Annotated in this window: 30 protein-coding genes; 7 read left to right on the top strand and 23 right to left on the bottom strand. The window is 44.0% G+C overall.

Annotated features, from left to right (window positions below; genetic code table 11):
* Window positions 1–231: 231 nt before the first annotated feature.
* The 3 genes from ACQ4M5_RS00320 to ACQ4M5_RS00310 all read right to left on the bottom strand — a co-directional run bounded on the left by ACQ4M5_RS00320 (window position 232) and on the right by ACQ4M5_RS00310 (window position 3,256).
* Complete coding sequence (locus ACQ4M5_RS00320; RefSeq protein ID WP_430673605.1) at window positions 232–1,884, bottom strand: DNA cytosine methyltransferase; 1,653 nt, start codon at window positions 1,882–1,884, stop codon at window positions 232–234.
* Window positions 1,885–2,123: 239 nt separating this feature from the next.
* Window positions 2,124–2,585, bottom strand: a complete 462-nt coding sequence (locus tag ACQ4M5_RS00315; protein WP_430673604.1) for a hypothetical protein — start codon at window positions 2,583–2,585, stop codon at window positions 2,124–2,126.
* A gap of 29 nt (window positions 2,586–2,614) precedes the next feature.
* Window positions 2,615–3,256 (bottom strand): hypothetical protein, encoded by a 642-nt coding sequence (locus ACQ4M5_RS00310; protein WP_430673603.1) that lies wholly within the window; start codon window positions 3,254–3,256, stop codon window positions 2,615–2,617.
* A gap of 265 nt (window positions 3,257–3,521) precedes the next feature.
* On the opposite strand from ACQ4M5_RS00310, the gene ACQ4M5_RS00305 reads away from it, so the two are divergent.
* Complete coding sequence (locus ACQ4M5_RS00305; protein WP_430673602.1) at window positions 3,522–4,004, top strand: response regulator; 483 nt, start codon at window positions 3,522–3,524, stop codon at window positions 4,002–4,004.
* Between the two features lie 161 nt (window positions 4,005–4,165).
* On the opposite strand, the gene ACQ4M5_RS00300 is transcribed toward ACQ4M5_RS00305, so the two are convergent.
* From ACQ4M5_RS00300 to ACQ4M5_RS00275, 6 genes are all read right to left on the bottom strand, one after another.
* Entirely contained in the window at window positions 4,166–4,627 is a 462-nt protein-coding gene (locus ACQ4M5_RS00300; protein WP_430673601.1) for a hypothetical protein, read from the bottom strand.
* A 120-nt stretch (window positions 4,628–4,747) separates the two neighbouring features.
* Entirely contained in the window at window positions 4,748–5,068 is a 321-nt protein-coding gene (locus tag ACQ4M5_RS00295; RefSeq protein WP_430673600.1) for a hypothetical protein, read from the bottom strand.
* A gap of 19 nt (window positions 5,069–5,087) precedes the next feature.
* A complete protein-coding gene (locus tag ACQ4M5_RS00290) occupies window positions 5,088–5,960 on the bottom strand; it encodes a DNA adenine methylase (protein WP_430673599.1) in 873 nt (290 codons plus the stop codon).
* An 82-nt stretch (window positions 5,961–6,042) separates the two neighbouring features.
* Entirely contained in the window at window positions 6,043–6,435 is a 393-nt protein-coding gene (locus ACQ4M5_RS00285) for a hypothetical protein (protein WP_430673598.1), read from the bottom strand.
* A 151-nt stretch (window positions 6,436–6,586) separates the two neighbouring features.
* Window positions 6,587–7,021, bottom strand: coding sequence for a hypothetical protein (locus ACQ4M5_RS00280; protein WP_430673597.1), 435 nt, complete (start codon window positions 7,019–7,021; stop codon window positions 6,587–6,589).
* Window positions 7,022–7,318: 297 nt separating this feature from the next.
* Window positions 7,319–7,606 carry a hypothetical protein gene (locus ACQ4M5_RS00275; RefSeq protein ID WP_430673596.1) on the bottom strand — a complete coding sequence of 96 codons (288 nt, stop codon included), beginning with the start codon at window positions 7,604–7,606 and terminating at the stop codon, window positions 7,319–7,321.
* Window positions 7,607–7,798: 192 nt separating this feature from the next.
* Here ACQ4M5_RS00275 and ACQ4M5_RS00270 point away from each other — a divergent pair, with 192 nt between their 5' ends.
* The 3 genes from ACQ4M5_RS00270 to ACQ4M5_RS00260 all read left to right on the top strand — a co-directional run bounded on the left by ACQ4M5_RS00270 (window position 7,799) and on the right by ACQ4M5_RS00260 (window position 9,510).
* Window positions 7,799–8,242, top strand: a complete 444-nt coding sequence (locus ACQ4M5_RS00270) for a hypothetical protein (protein WP_430673595.1) — start codon at window positions 7,799–7,801, stop codon at window positions 8,240–8,242.
* Between the two features lie 20 nt (window positions 8,243–8,262).
* Window positions 8,263–8,694 (top strand): DUF1326 domain-containing protein, encoded by a 432-nt coding sequence (locus tag ACQ4M5_RS00265; RefSeq protein WP_430673594.1) that lies wholly within the window; start codon window positions 8,263–8,265, stop codon window positions 8,692–8,694.
* A gap of 198 nt (window positions 8,695–8,892) precedes the next feature.
* Window positions 8,893–9,510: a DUF2182 domain-containing protein gene (locus ACQ4M5_RS00260; protein ID WP_430673593.1), complete on the top strand. Its 618-nt coding sequence runs from the start codon at window positions 8,893–8,895 to the stop codon at window positions 9,508–9,510.
* A 122-nt stretch (window positions 9,511–9,632) separates the two neighbouring features.
* On the opposite strand, the gene ACQ4M5_RS00255 is transcribed toward ACQ4M5_RS00260, so the two are convergent.
* The 4 genes from ACQ4M5_RS00255 to ACQ4M5_RS00240 are packed head-to-tail and all read right to left on the bottom strand — an operon-like array spanning window position 9,633 to window position 11,687.
* A complete protein-coding gene (locus ACQ4M5_RS00255; protein ID WP_430673592.1) occupies window positions 9,633–10,178 on the bottom strand; it encodes a hypothetical protein in 546 nt (181 codons plus the stop codon).
* A 28-nt stretch (window positions 10,179–10,206) separates the two neighbouring features.
* A complete protein-coding gene (locus ACQ4M5_RS00250) occupies window positions 10,207–10,683 on the bottom strand; it encodes a DUF1822 family protein (protein WP_430673591.1) in 477 nt (158 codons plus the stop codon).
* Window positions 10,640–11,110 carry a hypothetical protein gene (locus ACQ4M5_RS00245; protein ID WP_430673590.1) on the bottom strand — a complete coding sequence of 157 codons (471 nt, stop codon included), beginning with the start codon at window positions 11,108–11,110 and terminating at the stop codon, window positions 10,640–10,642. The genes ACQ4M5_RS00250 and ACQ4M5_RS00245 overlap by 44 nt, the downstream gene beginning before the upstream one ends.
* A 10-nt stretch (window positions 11,111–11,120) precedes the next feature.
* On the bottom strand, window positions 11,121–11,687 hold the full coding sequence (locus ACQ4M5_RS00240; protein WP_430673589.1) for a retropepsin-like aspartic protease family protein: 567 nt from the start codon (window positions 11,685–11,687) through the stop codon (window positions 11,121–11,123).
* A 612-nt stretch (window positions 11,688–12,299) separates the two neighbouring features.
* Between ACQ4M5_RS00240 and ACQ4M5_RS00235 the strand changes: the two genes are divergently transcribed.
* Both ACQ4M5_RS00235 and ACQ4M5_RS00230 read left to right on the top strand, forming a co-directional pair.
* Complete coding sequence (locus tag ACQ4M5_RS00235) at window positions 12,300–12,956, top strand: hypothetical protein (RefSeq protein WP_430673588.1); 657 nt, start codon at window positions 12,300–12,302, stop codon at window positions 12,954–12,956.
* A gap of 573 nt (window positions 12,957–13,529) precedes the next feature.
* Window positions 13,530–14,189, top strand: a complete 660-nt coding sequence (locus ACQ4M5_RS00230) for a hypothetical protein (protein WP_430673587.1) — start codon at window positions 13,530–13,532, stop codon at window positions 14,187–14,189.
* Here the strand turns inward: ACQ4M5_RS00230 and ACQ4M5_RS00225 are convergent.
* From ACQ4M5_RS00225 to ACQ4M5_RS00210, 4 genes are all read right to left on the bottom strand, one after another.
* The gene (locus ACQ4M5_RS00225) at window positions 14,136–14,633 is read right to left on the bottom strand and encodes a hypothetical protein (protein ID WP_430673586.1); all 498 of its coding nucleotides are present in this window, start codon (window positions 14,631–14,633) and stop codon (window positions 14,136–14,138) included. The two genes, ACQ4M5_RS00230 and ACQ4M5_RS00225, sit on opposite strands and share 54 nt — an antisense overlap.
* Window positions 14,634–14,676: 43 nt before the next feature.
* Complete coding sequence (locus ACQ4M5_RS00220) at window positions 14,677–15,615, bottom strand: tRNA-guanine transglycosylase (protein WP_430673585.1); 939 nt, start codon at window positions 15,613–15,615, stop codon at window positions 14,677–14,679.
* Window positions 15,616–15,683: 68 nt separating this feature from the next.
* Window positions 15,684–17,189, bottom strand: a complete 1,506-nt coding sequence (locus ACQ4M5_RS00215) for a zinc-ribbon domain-containing protein (protein WP_430673584.1) — start codon at window positions 17,187–17,189, stop codon at window positions 15,684–15,686.
* Between the two features lie 221 nt (window positions 17,190–17,410).
* Window positions 17,411–18,823 carry a hypothetical protein gene (locus ACQ4M5_RS00210; protein WP_430673583.1) on the bottom strand — a complete coding sequence of 471 codons (1,413 nt, stop codon included), beginning with the start codon at window positions 18,821–18,823 and terminating at the stop codon, window positions 17,411–17,413.
* Between the two features lie 387 nt (window positions 18,824–19,210).
* Here ACQ4M5_RS00210 and ACQ4M5_RS00205 point away from each other — a divergent pair, with 387 nt between their 5' ends.
* Window positions 19,211–19,639, top strand: coding sequence for a hypothetical protein (locus ACQ4M5_RS00205; RefSeq protein ID WP_430673582.1), 429 nt, complete (start codon window positions 19,211–19,213; stop codon window positions 19,637–19,639).
* 476 nt (window positions 19,640–20,115) lie between these two features.
* Here ACQ4M5_RS00205 and ACQ4M5_RS00200 read toward each other — a convergent pair whose 3' ends face one another.
* The 6 genes from ACQ4M5_RS00200 to ACQ4M5_RS00175 all read right to left on the bottom strand — a co-directional run bounded on the left by ACQ4M5_RS00200 (window position 20,116) and on the right by ACQ4M5_RS00175 (window position 24,288).
* The gene (locus ACQ4M5_RS00200) at window positions 20,116–20,643 is read right to left on the bottom strand and encodes a hypothetical protein (protein ID WP_430673581.1); all 528 of its coding nucleotides are present in this window, start codon (window positions 20,641–20,643) and stop codon (window positions 20,116–20,118) included.
* Window positions 20,610–21,623 (bottom strand): hypothetical protein, encoded by a 1,014-nt coding sequence (locus tag ACQ4M5_RS00195; RefSeq protein WP_430673580.1) that lies wholly within the window; start codon window positions 21,621–21,623, stop codon window positions 20,610–20,612. The genes ACQ4M5_RS00200 and ACQ4M5_RS00195 overlap by 34 nt, the downstream gene beginning before the upstream one ends.
* Before the next feature lie 50 nt (window positions 21,624–21,673).
* Window positions 21,674–22,216, bottom strand: coding sequence for a hypothetical protein (locus ACQ4M5_RS00190; protein ID WP_430673579.1), 543 nt, complete (start codon window positions 22,214–22,216; stop codon window positions 21,674–21,676).
* Window positions 22,217–22,436: 220 nt separating this feature from the next.
* Entirely contained in the window at window positions 22,437–23,036 is a 600-nt protein-coding gene (locus ACQ4M5_RS00185; protein ID WP_430673578.1) for a hypothetical protein, read from the bottom strand.
* A gap of 180 nt (window positions 23,037–23,216) precedes the next feature.
* Window positions 23,217–23,567, bottom strand: a complete 351-nt coding sequence (locus ACQ4M5_RS00180) for a hypothetical protein (RefSeq protein WP_430673577.1) — start codon at window positions 23,565–23,567, stop codon at window positions 23,217–23,219.
* A 163-nt stretch (window positions 23,568–23,730) separates the two neighbouring features.
* A complete protein-coding gene (locus ACQ4M5_RS00175) occupies window positions 23,731–24,288 on the bottom strand; it encodes a helix-turn-helix domain-containing protein (RefSeq protein WP_430673576.1) in 558 nt (185 codons plus the stop codon).
* Between the last annotated feature and the right edge of the window lies 1 nt (window position 24,289).

Below are 24,289 nucleotides of genomic sequence, written 5' to 3'. Positions count from 1 at the left end.
AGCCTCAAATGGGCAACTGACTTCGCTTTAATAGCCAGTTAGTTAATAGATTCTCAAGCTGCCCGCTTTCGAGGGTTGGAGGTGAGTTTTTCGGTTGTATATTTCATGAAAGAGCAGTCTCATTCTTTGTCCTAGATCTTGGAGGACTTATATTGGGAGCAGCCGCTCCCAACCACTCAACATTTTTTTACCTGTTGGATAGCTGTGTAGTTTCTGTTGTTCTGATCCTTACTACAGCAAAATTTCTAATGCACGCGCGATAATTTCGCGTGCAGCAGCTACTGGGATCGCCTGACCCAGGAGTCTTGATTGTTCCTTTTGGTTTCCAAGAACTGTGAAATCTGCTTGAAAGTTTTGAATTGACTTGATTTCAGAAATGCTGAACATTCGAAATCCGCTTAAATCAATCGCTTTTTCTAGATCTTCAGGATTGTCTAAGTTAAATGACTCTCCACTGGGCGTTGTTACGGCAAAACGATCGTGTGTTGGAATGGTTGGCGTTGGGTGGTTAATGGGTTGTACGTCTGATGCCCCATTGTATTGAACCAGGAACGGAGATTGCACCAGTGCATAGCGAGGCGCAGTCGTTGCCGTGTTGACGGGCTGATTCAGTTGACTTGTGTTGTTATCGCGCGAGTAGTAGTAATGAATGTAGGCGGGAGGCACTGTCAAAAAATGCTTTGAGCCACCTGATGTTGTGATTGTACTCATTGGCTTTGTCACTTCTCTAGCATTGCTATTAGAGTACATTTCAGTTATGAATGGAACGCCAATGGCTAGTGACTGGCGGGTGGTTTGTGTTGGACACGCACGGTGAGTGTTCCAGACTTTTCCCTCGATGTCTTGAGTGTGGTCTGTGCCGATTAAAAGTGGTTGAGTCCCAAACTTCTTTAAGCCAATCCCGATGCGATGTCGGGTTGGGGGCTTTAGCTCTTTGCATTTATTGCGTTTGCGAAACTCCGGATCTTTTCGCTCTCCGACTGTCGGACAGGGAAGACTCCAGTCTATAATTTCATACGCAGGCATTGTTGGCGGCTCAACGATACTCCAGCAATGTGGGCAGAGATAGCGCCATTGGGGTCCGTAGTCGCAGATGCCATCGGGCATAATGCCTTCAATTGGCTTGAATCCTCGTTTGAAAACCTGTTGCCCTGGAACGATACGATTGCATTTAGTACAATACGCTGCTCGCGGAAACTTGAGATTGGGAACTTTTAGCTTCAAATCGGTGATGACAAAGATGACGCGATTGCGCGATTGCGGCACGACTCCTCGTGTTAATACCAAGGGGTCTGTTGCGAGTGGTTGAGCAAACTGGCTGTTCCAAATCACTGCCTGAATGCGATAGCCCATATTTTCAATCGTTTGCCGCCAGTTACTAAATTGTGACCAGCGAAAGACATCACACACATTCTCTACTAGCGTTAGGGACCACCGATTATATTCGATTAATTTTACAACCTGATACATTGTCAATCGGCTATAGTCAGCGTCAAGCCTTGCTTTTTCGCGTTGCTGGGGTGTCATTTTCTCCCATTTCTTGCGCTTTTCTGCCATACAGAGTTCTTCGGCATCCCAGAGTCCAAGTTGAATAATTTGCTGATCGTCTTTTATCCCTCTTCCTCTGCTAAATTTCTCGCAAGAAGGTGCCAAAAGCCCGATACTCGATCGAGAAAAAATGGTGGGATCAAATTCAAACACATCTTGGCAGATTGCCTCGACTTCTGGATGATTTTGGACAAAAGATTCGACTGCTCGATCCCAATGGTTAATTCCGACTCGGATTGGAATGTTTATGCCTAGGTATTGGCAGGCTTCTTTAAAGGCAACTTCGAGTCCTCCAGCTCCGACGAAGAAGCTATCTGCGATGGTTTCACTGTTCATAAATTTTCTCCTTCAAAACTCTGTTTTCGTTTGATCGAAAACGTAGGGCGTGACAATTACGCTTTGCAATTAGATTGGCATTTTTGCCAGAATTGATAGTAGATCCTTTGAAATCTTCCCCAGCACAGTGGTGTTCTAGCAGGGAGATTCCTTTGAACCTTGAGCAAGCTTTTAGCTAGAACTGGACTATCTGGCTTGCCTTCTTACCCTAGTAATGCTTGAGTTTTCTTCTGATTTTGTCACTCGATCCAAGAAACAATTTCGCTGCGATTAACGGTTGATGTGTAGGTTCCAATCAGCCCAGACGCTTTTAAGTGGTCAAATAGTGCATCAAACATCTCACTTGGAAGATTAATGGCTGCCTGAATTTCTTCTCGGCGAACACAGATCACGCCCTCAAGCGATTGCGTTCGCCGAATGTCTTGGTAGGTTCTTTTGAATTGTTGAATCAGGTTGTCATCGATCGGAATCGGTTGTGTTGCTTGGTGCCAGCGTAATGGAATGTGTTCTTCAACCTGAATGAATCCAACGGTAGGGTTTTTGCTAAGTTTTTGCAGCCTCTGCACGAGATCAGACTCTGAAATTGGCACCGCGTAAAAGAGACTGTGAATCCATCGACAGCGTTCAGATTGCTTGTACTTCCCCCAGAATTCAGCCATGCGGGAATTCGTAATGCGTGTGATTAGATAGGTTGTGGTCATGGTAGAGGTGGTGGTGATAGTAAACTGCTTCACTGCGGAGCTTCGTACAAAACCCAGTGAATTTGATTTTTGGGAGTTGAGCCAGGTTTCCAAATCCCGCAAATAAAATCGCGAGTCAGGTTAATTGGATGTTTTGGTGCTTGAACTGAGATCTCTAGATTTAACTCCTGGCTGAGATAAGCTGCATTTTCAGCAGTAGAAATACCAGAGATGTATCCGGCTTTTAACCAGGATTGTACGTCTTCTCGAGAAACTTGCTTGAGCTGTTTTGGCTCAATGTCATCTGGAATAAAGTCGAACAGGTGGGGTTGGAGCGGCTGAAATTCAATTTGGCAAGTGATTTTTAGAGGTATTTCCCAGATGTTTGTGTGATGTTCGGATGCCAGCATTTGATTACTGAACGAAGGACTGATTCCTCGCTGGTATGAAATAGTGATGTGCGGATGCAACTTGTTACACGGTACTGTGTCGGGAAGTGTGACTCGAACTGCTTGAATCTGTGAATTCCAACATTCTGCCCAAGCGATCGCGCTAAATTTCATTCCTTCTAAAAGCAAATGGGTTTCTCTAGATACGTTATAAGGCAATATAATGTGATGGGGATGACCTTCTGAGAACCGGTGGCGAATGGATACAGGCTGCATTAATACGCCCCAAAGAATTCCTTTCATGAACTGGCTCCAATTTTTGAAGTTTTGCTAGTGGCTTGATTTCTAATGACGTGTCTTTCGCGCGGCTGCCTACCCCTTTCTTACAGTGGTGAAAATCTATCTTTTGGCAGTGTACTTTGAAAGTTAATATGCAATAGTCATATTCCTTTCAAGATTCTGAGCAAATCTAAAGAAAAAGTTAAGGGGTGGCGACCCTCGAATAGATCCGCTACAGTTAGATCATTGATGGACCAAGGTTAGCTGGTTACATTTCCAGCTTGTTTTCTTGGATGACTGCATTACGGGCTGGTCCGCACTTTTAAAACAATTTGGATGTATGCTACAGAATCGTCGCGTTTTGGTCGTTGATGACCACGAAGACAGCCGTAGCTTGTTTGAACACGTACTTAGATGTGAGCAAGCTGATGTGATGCTTGCCTCGTCTGTGTCTCAAGCATTGCAAATCGTCGGTTGTTATAAACCTCATTTGATTCTTACCGATATCGCACTCCCTGGCGAAGACGGTTTTTCTTTGCTTCGACAAATTCGCCAGATGTCTTTAGGACAGATTAAGCGAGTGCCGGTTGTGGCTGTGACAGGATTTGTGTCTTGCGATCTCTTGTCTGAAGTGCAACAAGCTGGATTTCAAGAGTGTCTCTTAAAGCCGGTGGATTTGGATAGGTTGCTTCAAACGGTGAAAACTCTCACTTCTCCAAAGCTTGTAGAGTTCGATTGGGATACTCGCTTGAATCAGTCTATTTTTTTTTAATGTCGCGTTTCAAGTACATCAGTTTATCGGTTTATCATTAAATCGCTTAATCGACGGCTTTATCTTGTGATGAAATGAACATTATCACCGCAAGCGGACAGCGTGTTACTTCGCTCGCCTCATATGCTTCTCTGAATTGGGCTTGCTGCGGGGAATCAGAACTAAAGAGATTGAAGCATCTCAGTTGATACTGGGTGGGAGATACTGTACATCTGAACTGGGATGGCTTTGCTTTTTTGATTTGCAGGGTCTAACAGCCAAATTGTAACCGCTTCATCGACCGGAGCTGTGTCTTCCTTGACAAGGAGCCAGCCAACGATGTACCAAGCTGAGTCTGCAGCTGATTTTCTGTATGTTGTTATAATCTCTGGCAATGCGTTCGTCTGCTCATAGACTGCATATTGACTGACTGGGCTTGAATTGCCGAAGCTGATGTGCTTTTGTACGTTCTCTAGCTCGATTCGATAGTTTTTGCTTTTACAGCCAATCTCGCGACGAACTATTCCTCCATAACGCAGGTGGGTTATGATTTGTCTGCTAAAGACTTGAAGGGTTTTGATGTTTAAATCTGCCAGAGCGTCTTGGGGAATAAGAAATGTAGGTTGTTGGCATTTTAGTTTCATCAGTGTGTAGTGATTGGTGACTGTGGCTTTTGCTGTAATTGAATTTGAGGATGAGATCTTGGCAAGTGCTGCCGATTCTAAAGTTAGGGAGCAGCTTGTTTTCGATGTGGCTGCATCGGGTTACCGGATTTGTGCTGAGCGACTTCTGGCTTGATATTGAATTTGAGTTAACATACAGCGACCTTGTGCGGTTAGGTAGTAATGACGAGGTACGGTCTCGTTCCACCAGCATAAGTTGCTTTCATTGAGCAATCGACAAGCCGCAAGGATTGTGGCAGGTGTGGAAGCCGTTTGGCTGGTTAACTGTTCAAGATTTGCTTCTTCTACTTTTTGTAAATGGATTAAGATTTGAACTTGTACATCGGTGAGTTTTTTGCCGGTGAACTTCTGTATTTCCCGGTGTAATATAGTTAAATCTGGAGGTTGAGAAAGATCGTGCATGTGTTGACTCGGGATAAAGTTAGCAATTACGGCTGGCTAAGATTTCTTTTGCTTTTGGACGTTTGCCTTTGCAATCGATGCTTCGCTGAACTTCAATGATCTTAATTGTGAAATTCAATGATTCATAGAGCCGAATAATCCAGGGATTAAAGGCGTTTGAAATCAGACAGGGACCTGGGTGTTGAGCAAGCCGTTTCGCAAGTCGAACCTGATCGTTCCAGGTAAATCCTTTTTCACTGTATTGGGTAAAGCCACGCTTTAAGTTTCTGGGGGCACTGGTTTCGAGAAATAGACTTTCCTGAATAAATTCAGGCTCGGTTGTATCTTCACCGACATAGGGAGGATCGCTGTAAACGAAGTCACTTTCGGTTAGTTCAACAGCTTCAAAGTCTTGGCAGGTAAAGACCCAGTTTTTGTAGGCTCTTTGCCAAGGCGAAAAATCTGTGGGAAATTTAACATTTTTATGCTGTCCGAATGGAACGTTAAATCCTGTTCGAGCCGATGTTCTAAATAATCCGTTGAATCCTGTCTTACTTAGAAATACCACAATTTGGGCTGCTTCTGGACCCTCGATTTGATTGCTTTGAATTAGCTCATTCAATCGGTTGCGGCGATCGAGATAATAGGTTCGGTCGTACACCCATGAAGGATCTGGAGAGAGTCCCTGCTGAAGCTGCTGATGTAAATTGATAATGATTGCGCTGTTGTCGTTGAGTAGCGCGCTCTCTGGCTGAAGTCCAAGCGCAACGGACGCACTGCCGACGAATAATTCTACGAGACGGCGGCTTTTGTGGGCTTCCCAGTATGGGTAGAGTTCGGTAACGACTCCCCGCTTTCCGCCTGGATACTTGATACAAGGTACGGTTGCGATCGGGATTATAGCTGTGGACATATTTGAGCTTTTTGGTGAGATTTATCTTGCTTCTTATGTATAGGTTCAATTTGATCTGGTGTTTCAAGTTTTAGCTGCTGAACTAAGCTAAATCCCAATCTCGACATTCTGTATCTGGTTTTCCTTGTGGATGAAGTGCACAGGGATGCAGCAAAAAAGCTTTTGCTTGAGCTTCATGGCTATAATATTTGCAGCGTCGACAGGGACTATTGGTTTCTAAGTCTTCGTCAATTTCCTTTTTGAAGTGCTTTGCACCGATTCTCCAAGGAATTCCCATGGCAATTCCAGCTAGGCAAAGAGGAATCAAACTACGGCTGAAGTCTTTGTTTTCACGGTTGATGACCGAGGTTGGGCACAAGGAAATGATTAGCGCAAGTGCTAGAGTACATCCAGAAAAACTCAGCAATAAGTCTGCTGTAAAGGTGTTTGCTTCTGCAATGTGTTTGAGTTTCCGAATACTTAACTTTAGAGCCATTGGTTTATAAGAAAACGGATGCTGGAGAATAAACAGGAAATTGAGTCGATCCAAATTTTCTTCTTAATCTAGTCGGTTCGCTAAACGTTTTTTACTAGCTAAAGTTGGAATTTTTCCTGGGACCTCTGTAGCAGAAGAGGGATTTTTGTGATCATCTCGTGGGTTCTCCGATGTCTGCTTCGGTTTCCCCTTCTGCAATTTGAATGGGTGGAAGCTCGATCGCTTTTAGCGTAAGGCGGTTGATTCTTTGATCTCCACAAGTAAACATCCAACCGGAATCAGTTTGTAGGTCAACTGTGATTTGCCTCGATTTACCGTTCATTTCTAGCCCATAGCTGGTTTTGAGTCCAGTCATTGGTGGATGTAGACTGAAACGGTGCTGGTAGTTTATCAGCCATTGTTTAGGATCTTCCCAGAAATTTAAGAAGTCAAGACTAATGGCGGCGGCATGGGGAAATAAGCTAAGCCAATAGGGCGCATCTACTCCTGTTATAAACTGAGGAAGTTCGATTTCTGCCTCCGACCACTTTTTCTGAGTGGGATACCACGTTTGAAGGACGCGCAGAGTGGGGTGATTTTGAATCAAAGCTGGATCTGTGCCTACAGAAATGAGCTTTAATCTAACTTCGCGAAATCGAGGATCGATGGATTGATGTGAGAAAATGAACTGGATGGAATTCCAGAAAAAGTCATTACTGGGAATACTGTAGCGCATAAGTCAGAAGCAATCATTGAGCAAAGTGTGAATCTTGAACTAATACACAAACACGTTCCGTTCTAAAGGTTTAAAGCAGTCTGAGCGGGATGGGCAAAATTTCCTGATTCTAGGAGAATCGAGTTCTAGAATCGAGGTGTTACCAAAGACGGTATCTCTCTTGCACGGCTATTCGTGTGATTCAGGTTCTTTTTGTTTGTAGATGAGGGCTGTGAGTTTGATTTGTTCTTCTGCTGTAAGAGTGGGGCTTAACGCTTCTAGAAGTAATTTGAGAAATCGGATCCCGTCTGTTTGATGTAGTTGAACTGCCGTGTGAAGCGTTATACCCCATCCAAATCGCATTTCGATTTCGTTCGGACTTGCAACCACATTCATGCCGTCAATCGGGTTTGTCTGATGATTAGTTTGTACTGTTGCAGGATAGATCAGCAATTTATCTTCTAGTTGGATTGTCATGGGGAGTGCAAATTCGATGTAAGGGAAGCAACGGTCGCTGATTAGTTCTGTCAAACGTTAGAGGAGGAATTCTAACTTCTTGGGTAGAGTATGATTGAAGGTCTGCAAGCCGAGAACATTTTTGTAGATCGACAGTGAAATTTGAGATTACAGCAATACATTTGTTTAGATTCTGTTGATTAGGAGATAACGATGGAACCATCATTTTCTCCTCGGCATGACTTTGCTGGGGAGGTTGGGAATTCTTCCAGTTTTCAAGAAGATCGTGCGGAAAACTTACCGTCTGGCTTGTTTGTGTCAGATGCTGAGATTTTGCGTGATCTCAATGATATTTTGAAGCAAGAGGCGCAGTCAGATTCGTCAGCGCTTTGTGGCTGTCAATCCTGTGGTTGTGCTGACTGTAAGTGTCTTTCTGGTTCTGAGTCTCAGTCATCAGAAGATGAAGTGTTTGGCGATGTATTTGATGACCGCTTCGATGCTCGATCAACGCTTGATCAATTGCGGCGGGATTCTTCTTGGGAGGGTAGAGCGACAGAAGTTTTGCGGGAAGTAGGCGATTTGATGGAATCGAGAGGACTGAATACTGAGGATGTCGATCGCACCATTCGCGGTTTGACAAATCAGAATGAAACTTAAGTGGATAAAGGCAGAGTGACATGACCGAGTATGTGCTTGAAGGCGAATCCGTTGGAACCTGTGGTTGTTCTATTTCGCTAGAGTGTGTTTGTACTGGATCTGAGTCGAAGCCTATTCGATGCGGCAGTTTTATTGCTTACCACGTTTTGCAGGGGCAGATAGCTCATGTAAATGTTGCAGGACTGTCTTTAGTGCGAATTGTCGGTGATGCATCTGTGCTGTATGTGGACGCTCAGGGATCTGAACGTCAGCGTGACCTTTTGATTCAAGTTTTTACAGGGCAGATGGGAGGCTTCCTCGCAGAAATTCAGCAATTGTTTCCGCCCTTATCTGAGACTCCAAAAATTGCACCGATTTCTTATGTTCGACAGCGTGGACGTGCGAATCTTTGGATCGGACAATTTCTTGTTCGTCGTGGAATGAGTTGTACTCCCTTTCAATTTAGTGGTTAACTTATGCTCTCTGATCGCTCTTCAGAACCTTTTTCCCGATATTGGCTGTCTTTACTTCCCTGGGCTTGGTTATTAGTTGTGCTAGCCTGGCTGTGGCTGCTAGTCGATGTTCAACATTCTTCTCATGTTATGCATCATCTACCACCAGCAAATGCTTCGCGTTACCCAGTCGTCGAGACTTCTTTACAGGGTTACTCCTTGGCAATCGTTCGATCGTTGATGAGCTGGGAAATCATGGTGGTTGCGATGATGTTTCCCAGTGTGATTCCTGTTGCTGAAGCCTTTGATCGGGTAAGTCGTTCCCAATCTGATCGCTCGGTTGCACAAGCTGCTTTTTTCAGCGCTTATGCTGTTATTTGGTCTTTGTTTGCGCTGGGGCTAGAAAGCGTGCGTTTTTTATGTGTGAGTTTTGCTGGGATTTTGCCGTTGCCTGCTGAAGAACATTTTCTGTTGTCTGCTGTTGTGCTAATTGCAGCAGGATTCTTTCAGTTTACCGAGAAAAAACGTTCTTGTTTAAGGGGTTGCCGTTCTGCTGCAACCGTTATTGCTCAATACTATTTCCCAGGGTGGCGGGGCGCATGGAATTTAGGACTTCAACATGGCTGGTACTGTCTTGGCTGTTGTTTTATGCTAATGGGAGTGATGTTGGTTTTGGGAATGCATAATATCGCTCTAATGATAGCCCTAACCGCTGTGATGTCGTTGGAACGGCTTTGGCAGCATGGAGAGATTTTGGCTGCAATTACTGGGATTGTACTGTTGCTACTTGGTTTTTTGCTGTTGTTCAAAGATCTCTTTTTGTCGTTTTGGGCATGATCAAGTTGTTGCACTATCGACGGTATTTTCTCTGAAATTATGTTGAATTGATAATTCGGTTTAACACGATCGAGACATCGGCTGTCTGCTCTTTAGCTGCCCGGAAGGGCAACGTTCGCACTTTACCAAAGAGTAAGCTGAGTGTGGCTTTCTATTTCGAATGAAAAGCGTGTTTTCCAGTAATCAATTAATTGTTGTGCAAGATCTACATCTTTTACCTGAGTCAGTCCCTGCATACCGACATAAGAGACAGGGTTTTCCAAAGTGATAGTATCTGTGAATTGAATAGCTTTTCGTCCTATTTGCCAGTACCCAACACATCGTTCTAAATAGCTTTGCTGATCAATCATTGATGAAGACATCGGTTGGGCATGGATGACTCTTGTAATGCAAAGAATCTGACTTGTTGGCAGAAGATGTGCAGTTTCGGCAAATGATTCAAGTTCTGCTGGGAGTCCCTTTTCTTGACTAAGCAGTTCGATAGTCTCATCGGGCGAGCTTACAAAGCTCTTGGCTCCAGCATGAATAGCGGTCAGTCCTCGGTAGTTGTCCCAAGTAATGGTATGTGGTCGTGTTTCCCACTGTTTGAGATGAAGCGCGACAAGAGAGGCATAGGGCTGTTTAAGCGTTAGAACTCTTAAAGGTGGCATCGCTTGATCACAAGACATTAGAGTTTTTTAAAGAGCATTTGAAGTGCTATGAAAGTTTATGTAGTTGAGCAATCAGTTCCTCTGCTGGTTTTAATTTCTCAATCGGGAATGGATTTTCTGTAATTGATTTAGTAAACCCAATGATTTCCGCTTGGTTAAAGGATTCGTTAACTGTGACAAAAATATAACCAATTCGATTTGTGCAAGCTTCTGGTGGAACATCATAGCTTTTTGAATTTTTCTCATCGGAGGCAGCGATGCCCCGACATTCGAGTTTTCCTAAGTTTTTAACCTGTAAATCTCCGACGTTAGGGAGACTTTGGATTGTTGATCTGAACAACTCAGAATCTATCGGACTACTCTCAATCCCCAGTAATTCTAGGTAGTTATGAACTGCGTAGACGGCGAGAATGTTGTGAATAATTTGTCGTCGTTGTCCTGGATGACTTTTTTGTCCGAGTTGTTGAGCAATGATTTGGTTACTTTGAGTTAAAGGAATTTGAAGTCGAAACGATGAATTCATACGGTGATAGGTGTTCTTCTGAAAAAATCAGCGTTTGCCAGCGGAAAGTTTCGGCAGCGTAGCGATCGGAAATTTGACTAGCTAGAAAGTCAATCCAAACTCGAGGCGGCTTAGCTGCAAGGTCTTTTTTGTGTTCTTCAATCATCCATCTGCTAATCGGTCCCACGCATTGAGTTAAAGCATTTTCACATCTCGTGAGAAACATTTGATTGGGAACGACCCAGCTTAGGACGTGTTGAACTTTACCTTGATCTGATGCTGGGATATTGCTGAGAACCTGATTTTCCCAGTCTGTTCGATTTGAGATGTGCCATAGCTTCTCTAAGATCAGTTCTGTAGCGGGACCAAGGACATTAATCAAGGCATATTTTAGAAAGTCTTGTTCAGCCTCTGTCCATTCGATCTGTTGCTTCAATGGATAATTCATGGCATTCGCATTACTGTTTTGGGGTTGACGAATTACGTACTGATGGTGATTGAGTCGATTCTTCTGGACTATTTGGACGCAAAAGAACTTGGTTGCGAGTAATCAGCATTGTGAATTGACTATGAAAGTTTGCTCCTAGTAGTGGAACTGGACCAACGGCTGCTACAAAGTCATTAATGCTGGCTCCCCCGACCTGAATTGATCGAACTCTTCCGATTGGAATTGTGATTCTTTCTCCTGAACTTAGGGCGGCTTCGACGCTTCCTGTTTGTACCCATTTAACCTGGTCAGCAATATCTTTTGAAATAACAGTGACTGATGCTGCAGTATCGAGCAGCAAGGGATACACAGCATTATTTCCATTGAAGCTTACACCTACGACCGGAACGCCGCTTGCTCTCCGGAGAATCGGGACCCGGTAGATGGGTTGAGCTGCTGGGGCTTTTTGGTTTTGATTCGAGTTGATCTGGGCGGTTAGAGTGTTTTCTGGAACTGGTTTGCTTTCTACCTTTAATGGATTAACCAGCAAGATTCCAGGAATAACGATGGTTGTGAGAAGGCATTTTGTATAGTTCATTATCGCAGACACTTCTAGGGTGTTGTGTTTGAAAGACTTGCTTGAGCATTTTCGGCGCTGATGTTGTAACAGAGATCGGTTTAACGCAGCTTCTACAGGTTTTCATCTTGAGGATATTGGCTTTCGCGTACTTCCTTCAATAGATAGACTTCAACCGTTGGGACTGCCTCTCCTTTTGGAAGAGTTAGAAATCCGAGTGACGAAATTGAGACTTGCGAATTGTGAGCCGGGTTTATCCTTACCCTATTTGATATTATCGCAATCTGATAAACTGATGAAGTGATAATGTGAAAATTTAGGACATTTGATTTTTCAGGCTTCAAATGCTCTGAATTTCCTGCTGCTGCTGGCTTTGCTGTTTTTTAAGTTGAATGCTTTTTGCAGAATGCTTCTTAAGAAGGAGGATAAAACTTTGATTTCTGCGTTTTATAGTGAATAGTGATTCTTCACCTCGGTTACATTGACATTAACCCGAACAATAAGTCCACGTTGCTGGTTGGATTTTGACGGGTTGAGTTCGAGAACGCACTCCATTTTGGGATTGCTTTTGTTTCAGGATTGGCTGAACCTTTGTTTCACAGACCATAACTAAATTTTCTCAAGGAGAATCCTATGCGACGGTTGTGTCTAGATCGTCCTACTTTTCAGACTGGGTTGGTAGCGGTATCTGCTGCTTTATGCCTAATCTCGCTTTTTTCGAGCGCTGCTTTGTCACAGAGTAGTTCCTCTAGTCAACCTGTGTTAACCCAATCGAATCGCTCTAAGGCTACTTCATCAGATTCTCTTGGTGGAATGCAAATTGTTCCGATTCCGGTTCAGATTGGTGACAGTGTTTTAGGCATTTTGGATCGCTTTGACCCAGTTCTAAATGGACGTTACATTACTGCTTATCGCTTTGTGGGACGAGCAAACCAGCCGGTGCAAGTTCTTTTGGTTGGAAGTCGTGATGATCGCGGTAAAGATAATCTTTCGATGCAGCCCTATTTAGTTCTTTATGATTCAGCAAATCGTGTGCTTGCTCGCACCGGGGCTGCGCCTCGTTCCATTGCCGCTTTTGCGCGGTTACGTCTTCCACAAGATGGTGAATACACGGTAGTTATTGCGGGCGTGGAGCCGCAGAAGCCAGGTCGTTATCGGTTTGCAGTGCAGAACATTGAGCCTAGACTCGCTGAAACTCTAGTTGGCATAGAGATCAGCGAAACTACAGGATCGGTGCCTGCATCGCAACAGCGTCCCGATAAACGGTCTCCTCAATCTGCGCGTCCGTAGCTACTGTGTGTACCCGCTGTTCGGTTTGATGTTTCTTGTCTAGATTCAGTGGTTTGAGTGAACTCCTTAACCTAATTCACTCAAACGTTCGGTCGCACTGGTTTTAGAGTCAAACCTTCAGCGGGTCCATTCTTTATTCATTGTAATCACATTCTTTAATTTTTCAATCGTTGTTGACTTACGTTCTACCTGAGGTAGGACTTAGTTTAGCAGCGATTGTTTTGTTGCTGCAGTTTCTTTGGACTGACAGCGCTATTCCAAAATTATTGCCGCTAAGTGAGTTTTACTATTGCAGAGCAATCTAGAGCGCAATCATCTAAGTGGTTAAAAAATGCCAGGCTTGGTATTTTTGAAGAAAAGATCTCGCTCAGTGTTCTTTTTGTTTTGAGGACTAAAAAGGAAACAGATTTATTGTATTCTGGCTTAGAAGTCGCCCTAAAATGAAAAGCAAGTCCTGAAAGTGCTGCTCAAAACATCTTTTAGGGTTATTGCAGGTTCTTCTTTTCCCTGCGGAACAGGATTCTAGTTATGCCACTCAACGATCGTATAGAGAATTCCATCACGGGTTTGGTTTTGAATTCACGTTCTTCATGCAACCTCGAATCGATAGAGCATGAAGATGATTGGGGAGCTTTAATCGATACTCTTGAATTAGCGCTTCGTTTGGCAAACCGATGTAACGCTAAATTAAGTCAAAATGCACTCCACGGTGAATTGCATCCTTATCCCCAGCCGAATGGACGTATTTATTACAACTACTATCCGTATGATAGCGAGGCTCCTTCAGGTCGAAAAGATAAGCGGAAATACGTCAAGCTAAAGGAGGTTGCTGAGTTTCGCGCTCAGATATTAAGTGGGCAAAAAGTTCGGTGTCTAAGGGAGATCGAAGCGCAAGTGTATGCGTTGATTAAGCAACTTCAAGCGGCAGCTGTATTAGAAATTGAGCTTCCATTGGAGTTAGAAGATCAAGTCTTGATTTGCGTAAAGCAACGTCTTCAGGATTTGCAGGTACAGCAGTCTTGGAGTCCGTTGCTTATATCTGAAGTCAATTCTTGCTACGCGGAGATTTGTCGTCAGTCCGTTTTAAATTACCAGACGCGGCATACTCAAAAACCGCCAAAGCGATCAATCGGCGAGGGAACCAAGCGGTTCTCTGTCTATCACTATCCGATTCATGATTTAGACTGCATTGACCGAGCGGTTGAAGCAGTGATTGGGCGTATCCACCAGTAAGCGGTTATTGGTTTGGGACAAACTCGAAGGCTTAGAGATTAAGGTCAGCACTGCCTCTCGGTTGACCTTAATCCACTCGACTGATCCTGGCTCTAAAAATTCAAGTGCATGAAGCGTTAGAGTTGGTGCGAGGTCTGTCAGTGTTTCGACTTCGATTGATTGATCCTGAAGCGTTGTTTGAAGTAGAAGACAAGCGATCGCGGTTGCTGCTTTGAAATAGTCTAGGGTATCGCGAGTCATTTTGTGGCGAACCGTTTCTTTATCCCATCCAGCTTCTTCGCTAATCGTGTCAATGAGAAAGAAAGCGAGGTTGTGTAACTCTTCGTAGTCGTTAGATAAGGGGAGTTGTTGCTCTAGATGAACCACGAGTCCTTCTTCAATTTTTGTCTTCCGAATAGCGGTCTTAGAATTGTAGAACGATTGAGTGTAAGTGGGAATCCTCATGAGTTGCTTTGGCAAACATCAAGCGTTGAAGCGCGGTAGCGCCTTATTCGTTTGAATGTTGCTGTGCTGAGGTTAGGTTCCAGCTTTGAAATAGAGTTGATGTCTGGTTAGAACTGGCTTGGGTTGCAGTGATTAGGTTAAGCAGCGCCATGTCTCTTCTTTCGAGGGGACTGGGGGATTTGAATTCAGCGTTGGGATTGCTCCAGCATTTTCCATTCGCTGCGTGCTTAACGTATGAACTGCTGTCGGTTGAGTCGATGCCCAATTCAAACATGAGTTTGATCAAGGAAGGAGTTCCAATGCCTAAAGCGTGCAGCGGGAGATTGGTTGTGTTTCTGATATTTTTGACAAGTTCTATGACGAATTCAATGTCTCGAAGCCTAGGAATTAATCCGCCGATGGCAATGCCATCAAACTGCGCTTCTGTATAGCATTTTGCTAGCGCTACACTTGAACTGATGTCCCATACTGGGATGACCGCATATAGGGGTATTGTTTGACAGTAGTTTTTTGCCCAGAGCGCATTGGTTTTTGATAACTCAATTCGCCTGTTGGCTTCTGATCGCTCTAAGCTTGGAGGACAGGGAAGGTCTAGCGTTAAAGCGACATCTGCCAAACGGGATTGCGTAGAGAGAACTTTAGAGGGGGTAATAACTTGGGTTGAGTCTTGGTTCTCATCAGGAAGAACGATGTTTCCAAGAATCCAACGTTGTCCGCCTGCGGTGTGTTGTTGAACTTTAACCGAGGCGTTGGAGTATTTCAGGAGGGCGAATCCGCCAGAATCAAGCCAGAGAGGACAACCTGGATGCTGGTCTGGCTTCATCTTCTGAGCATAGTAAGTGTTTGACATTGCACCAGATGCAATATGCTTAAGAAATGGACGAACTAAGTTATCGGTTTGAGAATATCGCTGTCCTAGCGTGGTTACAGGTAGGACACAGGGAAACTTGATTGTTCCTCGATCGGTGAATAAAGTTCTCATAATGGCTGTGCCTTTGAGCTGGAATTGTTTGTGCAAGTCCGAAATAAGTTTGTTCGATCTTGTTAATTTCATTGCCCTTGCTGCTTGAGCGCCAGAAACTGTAGCGTTTTGCGGATGGCTAAGTCGATCGGCAAGCCTCTGATAAACCAGCGTAATCCAACCGTTTTTACTGTTTGCATTTTCTGACTCTTGGCAGGAATCAAATTAGGATTATGGCGTTTAATATCCTCAAATACCTGTTCTAGGATTTTGACAACTGCAGGGTTCACTCTTGTTGTTAACTCTGGTAACCCCAGTTCGGTAAGTTCATCGCGAGGATTCAATAGTTTAATTTGTACCAGCTCCTGTTCGTCAAGAAACGAGCGTTTCAGCAGTTCGGCTGTATTAGCAGATAGATTTTTACTGATAGCAGGAGGTGCAGGAATGACTTGGGTTTCGTCTGGTAGAAGCGATTGTAAGTATGACTGAAATCCTTGCTGAATTTTTGTTGTTAAAAATTCTATTTCAGCAAGGGGGGCAGATTGAAGTTCAAATCTTTTGTCCTTAAGCAAGGATTTTGCTTTGGTAATGAGCAAATTTGGTTTTGTTTCAACGATCGTTGAATTCAGTTGTTGCTGAATGTGTTCTCTGACTTTTGACTGGTCGGTTGCAGCAAAGACTGTTCCTTTGAGGTTTAATTCGAAGATTTTTTCTAGTCCGAGCACTAGTCCATCCCAGTAGCATCTGCTTTTAGAGGTCTTCCAGCGAAAGCGATCGAGAAAAATTCGTTCACCATTGACTTCTAGGATGCAAACGGAAATTCCAGGTCCATTTTTGCTCCAGCATCTGCCTGTAAAGTAAAGCTTGATTGGGTCCGCTGGCTTGGCTAGAGGTTGATTGACGGCTAGCCGCCCTTCTTGTTTCGAGGCGGTTTGTAAGGGTTCCTTTTCGGAGTCAGTGAACTGATCTGCATTTGCAAGGCATAAAGGGCATCGCCGAAACGGTTTAGTTTGCGTCCGGCTAAATGGTGATTCTTTCCATTCATGTGATGGATCGATGAGACACCGCCACCAGATGGGGAATTTTGCGTCCCATCGGACGGTGTCAGGCGTGTGTGGATTGTTGCGGGTTGGATGAAATTCTGCGACGAGTTCTCTTGCGTTTGTCACAAGTCCGCTTGAAACCAGCGGTGTCGGTTTAGGTCTGTTTGGCTTTGACTGAGGATCTAACTCGGCTTTGTCTGGTTTTTCTGGTGATGAATCTACACTTGATGAACGAATCGCAGGCTGTCCTGATTGATCTTGGTTTGAAGCAGTCTGTTGGCTTTCGCGAGATGGCGACCATTCCTGCCCTAAAAAAGTTGATACGATTTCTGATCGAGCATGATTTGGGTTGCACAAAGGGCATCCAGGGTAGCGAATGCGGTAATGAACGGATTCTTTCCACTGATGTTCTGCATTGTGTGAGCATTGCCACCAAATCAGCCTAAAGGAATTAGAGGTTAGTGTGTTAAGTTTGAGTTTTTTATTTTTGGTGGGGTGCCACTCCTGGATGAGATTTGGATGATCGATTAACCGTTCTTCTGGGGCGTGCATGGCTATGAAATTGTCAACGATAAGGTCCGGCTGTTCGTTATTATTTGGACAAGCAGAGATTAGCTTTTGAATGAGATTGTCAGGCTGTGTGCAGTCTTATACTATTCTACAAGCGTGTTCATTGTTTTGCCGAATACTCCTCTTATCGGACAGAATGGAAGATTTCATCTGCGATAAAAAACGCCCGGCACAAGTCGGGCGTTCAGGTTCTTGCAATTGAACTATGCGTTGCGACGTTTCATTAAAACTTCGTCGATTGCTTGCTGTAATCGCTTCAACTCTTGATCTTCCATGTCTTCAAGCACATCGCGGGTAATTACAACTTTGGTGATTTGTGCAGGTTCTGCTATTTTTCTTGGTGTTGCCAAGTCTGACCCTTCCACTGAAGGCAGCCTCTCTGAAACGGATTCGACTTCTGTTTCAGACACAGCCTGACTAGAGAAGATGTCATCGCTGTCAGCAGGAACGGCGTTGGGATGGTACCATTTCATGCATCCTAGCGCGATTTCGTGTACTTGATCTTCTCGATGGCTCCACCAGTTAGAGAATCCACAATGAACTTCTCCGGGGATATTTGCTTCGTGGTTGGGATCGTGCCACCCGCAGTTTTTGCATGAAGGGATGATAGCTTTGCCGTAGCTTAAAAGCTCTTCAAGTTCTGCTGCACAGCTGTGTTGATCTAACTCAGGCGTGTCTGTCTCGAGATCGAGTCTTGCAAAATACTCTTCTGTCCATTTCTTCGCTTTTTCATACCACCATTCTTCTGCGATTCGGGCGTTGTTGACTCGGATGCTTTTTTCAATTCCGGGAATCAAGCAAACGATTTCAACTCGTAACGGTTGGGATCGACACCAAGAATGATGAATGCTCCAATGAGGTGCAAAGATTTTCTGTAGCTTGTTTACTAACTTGACACACAGCTGCTCATGTCGCCATTGTTTGTATTCCTCCCGGAGTCTGTGGAAATTTTTGAAGGTTCTTCTGATTCCGTTTTGGTCGATCAAGTAGAACTTAGCGTTCTCATCTTCATCGCAGAGTTGAAGTTCTCCCCAAGTAGCCACTCGCTCTTTTTCGGTGATGAATCGCTCCGATAGTTCGATTTCTTCTTCGGTTTGATGTTCGCGAATTAAAGCTTCGATTTGGGTTTCCGTGGGTGTGACTCCCGAACAAACCAAGTTGAAGAAAGCAATTCTTGCATCGACTGGAACTCTCGTTCGAGACATTTTATCCAGCAGCGTTGCTCCAATGCGATCAAGCTGTTCAAACTGATCTTTCTCCTCGAAGATCTGGAAAGCTTCACCGATACGTCGCATTCGCTCGATCGAGCTTTCGCTCATGCCTGTTTTTTTTCCTGCCCAGTGTAGATATAGCTTCCGGCGCTTTCCGAAAAATCCTTTGATTCGAGATAGCTGCTTACCGATTGTATAGTCTTCTCTGAACCTGCGTTTGCAGGTTTGGCGAATCGTTTCTGTTGTCCGGTTCAAGAGATCTCTTTCTGCTTGCGAAAACTCGGTTTCCAAGACAGTTTGAAGTTCGGTTTCTAAGGCAAGAACTTCAAGCTGAGATGTATGGTAACTCAGCTCGGAACCAGCGGCAGTAAGGTTGGGGTCCTCAGCCATCTGTGCAGTATTCATGGTGGTTAACGGTTGTAAAGATTTGGGTGGAAATTAACGGTTGTCCCTCTATCCTACATCAACTTCAAAAAAATCGCGAGAACTCAAGAAAATTTTCTTGAGTTCTCGCGAGAATCTTTCTGATTTTTACTGGAGTTCATAACCATTTTATAGATGCCGACTGCTGTTTCTCGGGTGGCACGGCTTGTGCTTTAAAGTACCAGCTCGATTTTGAATCAGGTTTATTAATCATTTACCGATCGTCCTGTTCTTTTTAAGTGCTTTCAATCTGCTACGGGCACTGTTTTCAGATTTCCTGTGCGCTCCGCAACTTTTCGCATAAGACTAGGATGTTTCTATGCTTCAGGGTATGCTGATTGTGAGCAATAACTTTTTTCTAAAGAAGCTATGGCAAGACGACGATCAAACCAAGTAGTCTTTGATGTTCCAACCGATAAAGGTCGCTCGGTTTTGGGTCGGATTGCTTATGAAGCGCGGATCGCTAAAAGGTGGTCTCGAAAAGATGTTATCGATCGTTTGGGGGCTGCAGTTTATATCTCATCTGGGGAAATCCGAAGCCCTTATACGATTAGTGATTCTACGTTAAGAGCATTTGAGAAGGGTGCTCCCACTCGCGATCCGTTACTGATCGATGCCTTAGCAAAATTGCAGTATATTTCCCATCCTGCTGAATCGCGAGCATATACAGCCCAAGAGCTACGTTTGATTAGTTATGAACTGCTTGATGCCAAGACAGGTCAGCCCAAGCCTCGTAAACCTCCTTCTGCGGTACAGAGCGGCGAATCAGGCTTGATGCTATCGTCTTTGGCTAGCTGACTGAGCACGAACAATTGTTTTGATGCTGGGTTTAATAACCCTCCAATTGGAGGGTTAGTTTTTGGGGAAGTCAGGCTAGAATAGGGTTGGTTGTCCTGATTCATGTGAATTTTAAGTGGGCTATCAATTGGGGATGTCCACTTGGTTGAATCAGGGATTTGGGCGGGCGGGCACATCATTGCATACTTGTGTCCGTCCATCTTTCCTAAAGTCATACAGAGCGATGGATGAAATTGAGTGTACTGTAAATTTCGGCAAACTAAGTCTGCCGTTTGCTTGCGAACCAAACTCGGACGAATCACACAAATGCTGAAATTGAGGAAGAGTTTCCTGTACTCAAGATATAGCTTGTTTTACTCTTGTTTGCATTATTCCTATAGATAGATATTCTATCTTGTCTTTGTGAATCAGGCGCTGTAATTTAATCGCCTATTCTTTTTCTCGGTCCTGGTAGATTGAAAGGCTGCTGTCCATTTCTAGTTCTGATTGAGTTGTTGAATTAGCTCGGCTTCCTCTAAAACTCTAACTAAACTGCGATTGTTGATGTCATAGAGTGACTGTAGCAACTTCCCCACTGTCGAAGTTGTCCATTTTTTTGGATAGAGAACACCTTCCCATTCTGCTTTCTTGATCGTTCCTTGTATTTCTGTAGGCGTTAAATCTGTGTAGTCATTTTGCCAGCTATACGCTTGTCGGTGCAATAAAATTGGATCAAGATTGTATTCTTGGCAGAATCGATAAAACAAAGCGTGACAGCATGCGTCTCCGCTTCCATCACAGGTTCGTCCGACTTGAAACGGGCGTTTTGAGAATTTGCCCCATTGTTCGCAATCTTGCTTGTATTGTTCTAGATTATAGCTCGGGTACCAGTGAATGAGTTGTTTGATACCTCCTTCTGTTTTGACCAGGATTTCTGCTAGCCATTTGTTTATTTCGCTATCTAAACCTGCCCAAATGTGAAACTCCGGTGTTATGGCTTCTTCGATCTTTTGGTACGGCTGCATTGGGATGTCTCAGGAATTAATGTTGCTTCGGAAAACAGCGATAGCTGTTCATATTGTAGGTGTTGCTTCGTTTGTAGGAATTTTGATAAGCGATTGGGTTTCAGGGGTGTGATATCAACTCTGGTTGGAGTTAGGTCATCGCTCGTAAAGCGAATTTCATTATTTCCGTAAAGTCCTACAAGTTCAATTTGGAACAGCTCAGAAACTGTTCTTTCCGGATGATAATTCAGCGTGAGATTTTTGATTTGAATGTCGCGGTGATCGCAGCGTGTTTTGTACACTTCGCCGGGCTGAATCGGTGCTAGGTTGCAGAATGTGGTTTCTGTTTCAAGCGGATAAAGTACCCAAACACTTTCGCTGCCATCAATTTTGATGCGGTGGAATTTAGCAAACTGTTCAACAGCTTCGATGATTTCTTCGCATTGATCTTCTATCTGTGCCGCTTTCTTCAAATTACCGAGCGTAATTTCAGTCATGGTTTGTTTGACTAAGTTTCGCAGCAATTTTTCTGCTTGGAGTAATTTTGTTTCAGCGGGAAAGCCATCGGTTTGAATCTTTTTAGCCGATTGCCGAATCTGTCCTGGAAATTCAGCAATCGGTTCTAAGCGAGTTGGGGGGTTGCTCCATAATTCGCAGGCTTTGATATGTTTCTTTCCGCTGATAAACCCACCCGTTGTTTTTGCCTGGGTAGCATAGGATTGACGGTATTTTGGATCAATCAACCGGAATGTTCGATCGAGAACAGGCTGCATATAGTGAACGGTGATCCAAGAGCAGGAGCGATCTCGACGACGTGGACATTTCAGCGTACACTCGCTTTGCTGAATCATCTCGACCGTTCCTTTTACCCAGGGAATAAAAGGCGCGTTGGCTTTAAAGTCAAGAATTCCCTTTGTCCAGACGCGGTCCCCACATTCCAAGGGTAGAGCGATTGGATCGGTTGGTTTTGAGAGGAATGAAGCCAAGGTTGAGTAAGGCATAGCTAGTTTACGGAGCGACGATACGTTTTGTTGTATACAGAGCCGTTGAGCTAATGTTCTACTTTTGTTCGAGCAGCGCTGGGAATTGGTAGTAATCCTTGGAAATCCCAGATGCTGCGGGACTGTAACTCCTCGGTGACTTGGCACAGCTTCAATCTGGCTTCTTCTTCTTCTCTGCCTGTTTTGCTCAAATTGATGTGTCTTAAGGTGTGCCAAGCTCGAATTAGCTTTAATTCATCGACTTCCTTTAAAGGACGATGCGGAAAGCGTAGATCTGGGAAACTAAAGGGGATTTGCCATTCTCCTTCAGCGTTGATGCGCCCGGTCAGCCGATCAATAAAAAACTGGTAGAGTTCTAAATTGGTGACTCTACGCATTCTTAAATTCCAGTTATTTTGAGACTTTTTCCTCCATGTTTCAATCTCTTGAATGAACTGCTCGGTACTGATGTCAGCATCATTCTGCTTGACCGCTTGCCAATCTAAAGCAACGTCAAGGATCTGGTTTTGTAACAGCGTTGTGAATACTGTTAGTAGTGGATAAAGTTCGTCATTTTTTCCGTGTATGATGTTGTTTTGAATCAGGGATACCATTGGAGCCATTTCCCAAGGTAGATAGGGGGTGACTAAACACTGTACTAAGTACTTTAAGATCCTTCTTTCAGTAAGGTTTAGAGGATGGCTCTGAACTGGAAAACTATTGAACATACGCGTTTCTGGAAATCGTTGGAGCTGAGCGCTTAAAGTGTAGGCTCTTTTTGCTGGTTTTGCCTTTTATTTTGTGCTGTTAGCACCTGTGATCTTCTTAGATAATTTAGCGTTTACTTGAGCCAACAAAACTTGAGCTTGAGTCAAGCGAGATTGGGCTTTCAAAACCCTTCCAAAAATGAGTTAGCAATGTTACCAGACTATTTTTCGAGTCTGTGCTTTGTAGAATGATTGGGGCTTGGCTTGAAGGAAGGAACTCTCCTTCTAAGCTGCGTTCAACGGGCATAAGTGCACAAATTCCTTTTGTTGCAGTTGCGCCTGCGATTGTAATTGTTGCATCAACATCATTTTCGGTTGTATTGTCTACGATCAAAAATACCTGTTTTGTGTTTGGGTGTTTTGATCGTAGGTTTATTCCAAAATTAAACAGGGTCTTTTCTAACTCGGTTGAAGTAATGCTGTAGATGCTGGTTCTCCAAAGACTTACATCTTTCGCTTCGATGAGAACTAACTGAGTGATTAGAATATCGGGATGGATATCTGCCACAAACTCATGAACTCGGCGGATGCATTCATTTAGCAGGCAAAGTTGATTTAGAGACGTTCCTTGAATGAATCGTGGAAATTGCATTTGGCGGTGGTTGTTTTTGGGTGAGTCAATTGTACGGCAGATTGCCTGTGAAGCCGTTTGTAGTTTAAACACCATCACTGGCAGGGAGATTTTCCACTGCCAGTGATGGTGTTTAACTTATGCAAAGGTTTATTCGGCAAGCGAATTGTGTTTTCAGAGCCTGACTGTGGATAACGGCGTTAAATCACAGTAACTTTCTAAGAAAGATTACTGTTGTTCTACCAGTTGCTTTACCAACAGAGTCTGCTTAAGGCTCTAATTTCTTTGAGGTTGAGCGGTAAGTGCAGTTTCAATGCGTTCGCTGAGTTGTTCGCTACTTAGCTTGTAGTTTCTGTCTATGACGACAATTGGATAGCGGTAGCGATAGCGAGCGACTTCATAACAGGAATTAATTAAGGCGCGATCGAGCATCGGAATGACTTGGACCGCCAGATCAAGATTTCCAGTTGCCTCTTTGTAGTTCATCTGAATTTCTCCGTAAATTTCAGACAGTAGATTCACTTGATGGGGTGAAACTTGAATGCAAACGGCTTTGGGATCAAGAGTTCGGGCAATCCATTCCCAATCAAAGTCAGTTTCTAGGTTGACGCTGAGTGTTTGTGTCATACAGTTTGTCCTGTTGTAAAGGAGCGGTAGCGACAAAAGGTAGTAAGTGCTACAAAATACTGACCAACCAAGGTTCTAGTCGGATCAACATTCATAGTCTGATGAACTCATGAAGTGATAATGTGAGTATCTAATTTACCCTGCATCACACTTTCGACGGGCGTTAGCGATGACAGACAAGCAATTTTTTGTTGTCAGACGTTTCTTGTGTTGTAATTTCTACAAGCTCGGTAATGCTATACGGACGACAGCGACTGAAATACGATGGCGTTAGGTCGTAAACAGCTTCTGCAACTTGTTTAAGAACTCTAAAGTTTATCGCTGTGTTGCGTCCGTGGTATAACCCGCTAATTGTTCCTGGTGAGCAGCGGCTGCGTTCTGTAACCTGTGTTTGAGAAAGATTTAGTTCTTTGATTAGGTCCTGAAGCTTAAAGGTTACACCGATTGTAATAACAGGCTCGTGCGGTGGGGGATTAGGAGGAGGAGCCGTATCAAAATCAACAAGTTGAGCCAGCGTATGTAACCGAAAATATCGGCAGATAGCGATAATGCCAACTGCTTTAATTTCAATTACATCGTTGTTGAGCATTCGTTTTAGGGTTCGATCAGAAATCGTCCGGTGCAGGTCTGGACAGGTTTGTTTTATTTCTTGTGCCAGTTTTGACGTTCTCTGGATCTCCCACTGTTCCATGAGATCTTTAATTTTCCAATGAAAATCCATT

This window comes from Leptolyngbya sp. AN10 (genome assembly GCF_050565645.1).
Lineage (GTDB): Bacteria > Cyanobacteriota > Cyanobacteriia > Leptolyngbyales > Leptolyngbyaceae > Leptolyngbya.
The sequence above is the reverse complement of the archived record's forward strand: the minus strand, read 5'-3'. Positions and strand labels throughout refer to the sequence as shown.

Excerpts from the sequence above, each read along its gene's own strand:
- ACQ4M5_RS00320 (WP_430673605.1), bottom strand. The coding sequence starts at position 1,884 with ATGAACAGTGAAACCATCGCAGATAGCTTCTTCGTCGGAGCTGGAGGA.
- ACQ4M5_RS00315 (WP_430673604.1), bottom strand. The coding sequence starts at position 2,585 with ATGACCACAACCTATCTAATCACACGCATTACGAATTCCCGCATGGCT.
- ACQ4M5_RS00310 (WP_430673603.1), bottom strand. The coding sequence starts at position 3,256 with ATGAAAGGAATTCTTTGGGGCGTATTAATGCAGCCTGTATCCATTCGC.
- ACQ4M5_RS00300 (WP_430673601.1), bottom strand. The coding sequence starts at position 4,627 with ATGAAACTAAAATGCCAACAACCTACATTTCTTATTCCCCAAGACGCT.
- ACQ4M5_RS00295 (WP_430673600.1), bottom strand. The coding sequence starts at position 5,068 with ATGCACGATCTTTCTCAACCTCCAGATTTAACTATATTACACCGGGAA.
- ACQ4M5_RS00290 (WP_430673599.1), bottom strand. The coding sequence starts at position 5,960 with ATGTCCACAGCTATAATCCCGATCGCAACCGTACCTTGTATCAAGTAT.
- ACQ4M5_RS00285 (WP_430673598.1), bottom strand. The coding sequence starts at position 6,435 with ATGGCTCTAAAGTTAAGTATTCGGAAACTCAAACACATTGCAGAAGCA.
- ACQ4M5_RS00275 (WP_430673596.1), bottom strand. The coding sequence starts at position 7,606 with ATGACAATCCAACTAGAAGATAAATTGCTGATCTATCCTGCAACAGTA.
- ACQ4M5_RS00270 (WP_430673595.1), top strand. The coding sequence starts at position 7,799 with ATGGAACCATCATTTTCTCCTCGGCATGACTTTGCTGGGGAGGTTGGG.
- ACQ4M5_RS00265 (WP_430673594.1), top strand. The coding sequence starts at position 8,263 with ATGACCGAGTATGTGCTTGAAGGCGAATCCGTTGGAACCTGTGGTTGT.
- ACQ4M5_RS00255 (WP_430673592.1), bottom strand. The coding sequence starts at position 10,178 with ATGTCTTGTGATCAAGCGATGCCACCTTTAAGAGTTCTAACGCTTAAA.
- ACQ4M5_RS00250 (WP_430673591.1), bottom strand. The coding sequence starts at position 10,683 with ATGAATTCATCGTTTCGACTTCAAATTCCTTTAACTCAAAGTAACCAA.
- ACQ4M5_RS00245 (WP_430673590.1), bottom strand. The coding sequence starts at position 11,110 with ATGAATTATCCATTGAAGCAACAGATCGAATGGACAGAGGCTGAACAA.
- ACQ4M5_RS00240 (WP_430673589.1), bottom strand. The coding sequence starts at position 11,687 with ATGAACTATACAAAATGCCTTCTCACAACCATCGTTATTCCTGGAATC.
- ACQ4M5_RS00235 (WP_430673588.1), top strand. The coding sequence starts at position 12,300 with ATGCGACGGTTGTGTCTAGATCGTCCTACTTTTCAGACTGGGTTGGTA.
- ACQ4M5_RS00225 (WP_430673586.1), bottom strand. The coding sequence starts at position 14,633 with ATGAGGATTCCCACTTACACTCAATCGTTCTACAATTCTAAGACCGCT.
- ACQ4M5_RS00220 (WP_430673585.1), bottom strand. The coding sequence starts at position 15,615 with ATGAGAACTTTATTCACCGATCGAGGAACAATCAAGTTTCCCTGTGTC.
- ACQ4M5_RS00215 (WP_430673584.1), bottom strand. The coding sequence starts at position 17,189 with ATGCACGCCCCAGAAGAACGGTTAATCGATCATCCAAATCTCATCCAG.
- ACQ4M5_RS00210 (WP_430673583.1), bottom strand. The coding sequence starts at position 18,823 with ATGAATACTGCACAGATGGCTGAGGACCCCAACCTTACTGCCGCTGGT.
- ACQ4M5_RS00205 (WP_430673582.1), top strand. The coding sequence starts at position 19,211 with ATGGCAAGACGACGATCAAACCAAGTAGTCTTTGATGTTCCAACCGAT.
- ACQ4M5_RS00200 (WP_430673581.1), bottom strand. The coding sequence starts at position 20,643 with ATGCAGCCGTACCAAAAGATCGAAGAAGCCATAACACCGGAGTTTCAC.
- ACQ4M5_RS00195 (WP_430673580.1), bottom strand. The coding sequence starts at position 21,623 with ATGCCTTACTCAACCTTGGCTTCATTCCTCTCAAAACCAACCGATCCA.
- ACQ4M5_RS00190 (WP_430673579.1), bottom strand. The coding sequence starts at position 22,216 with ATGGTATCCCTGATTCAAAACAACATCATACACGGAAAAAATGACGAA.
- ACQ4M5_RS00185 (WP_430673578.1), bottom strand. The coding sequence starts at position 23,036 with ATGGTGTTTAAACTACAAACGGCTTCACAGGCAATCTGCCGTACAATT.
- ACQ4M5_RS00180 (WP_430673577.1), bottom strand. The coding sequence starts at position 23,567 with ATGACACAAACACTCAGCGTCAACCTAGAAACTGACTTTGATTGGGAA.
- ACQ4M5_RS00175 (WP_430673576.1), bottom strand. The coding sequence starts at position 24,288 with ATGGATTTTCATTGGAAAATTAAAGATCTCATGGAACAGTGGGAGATC.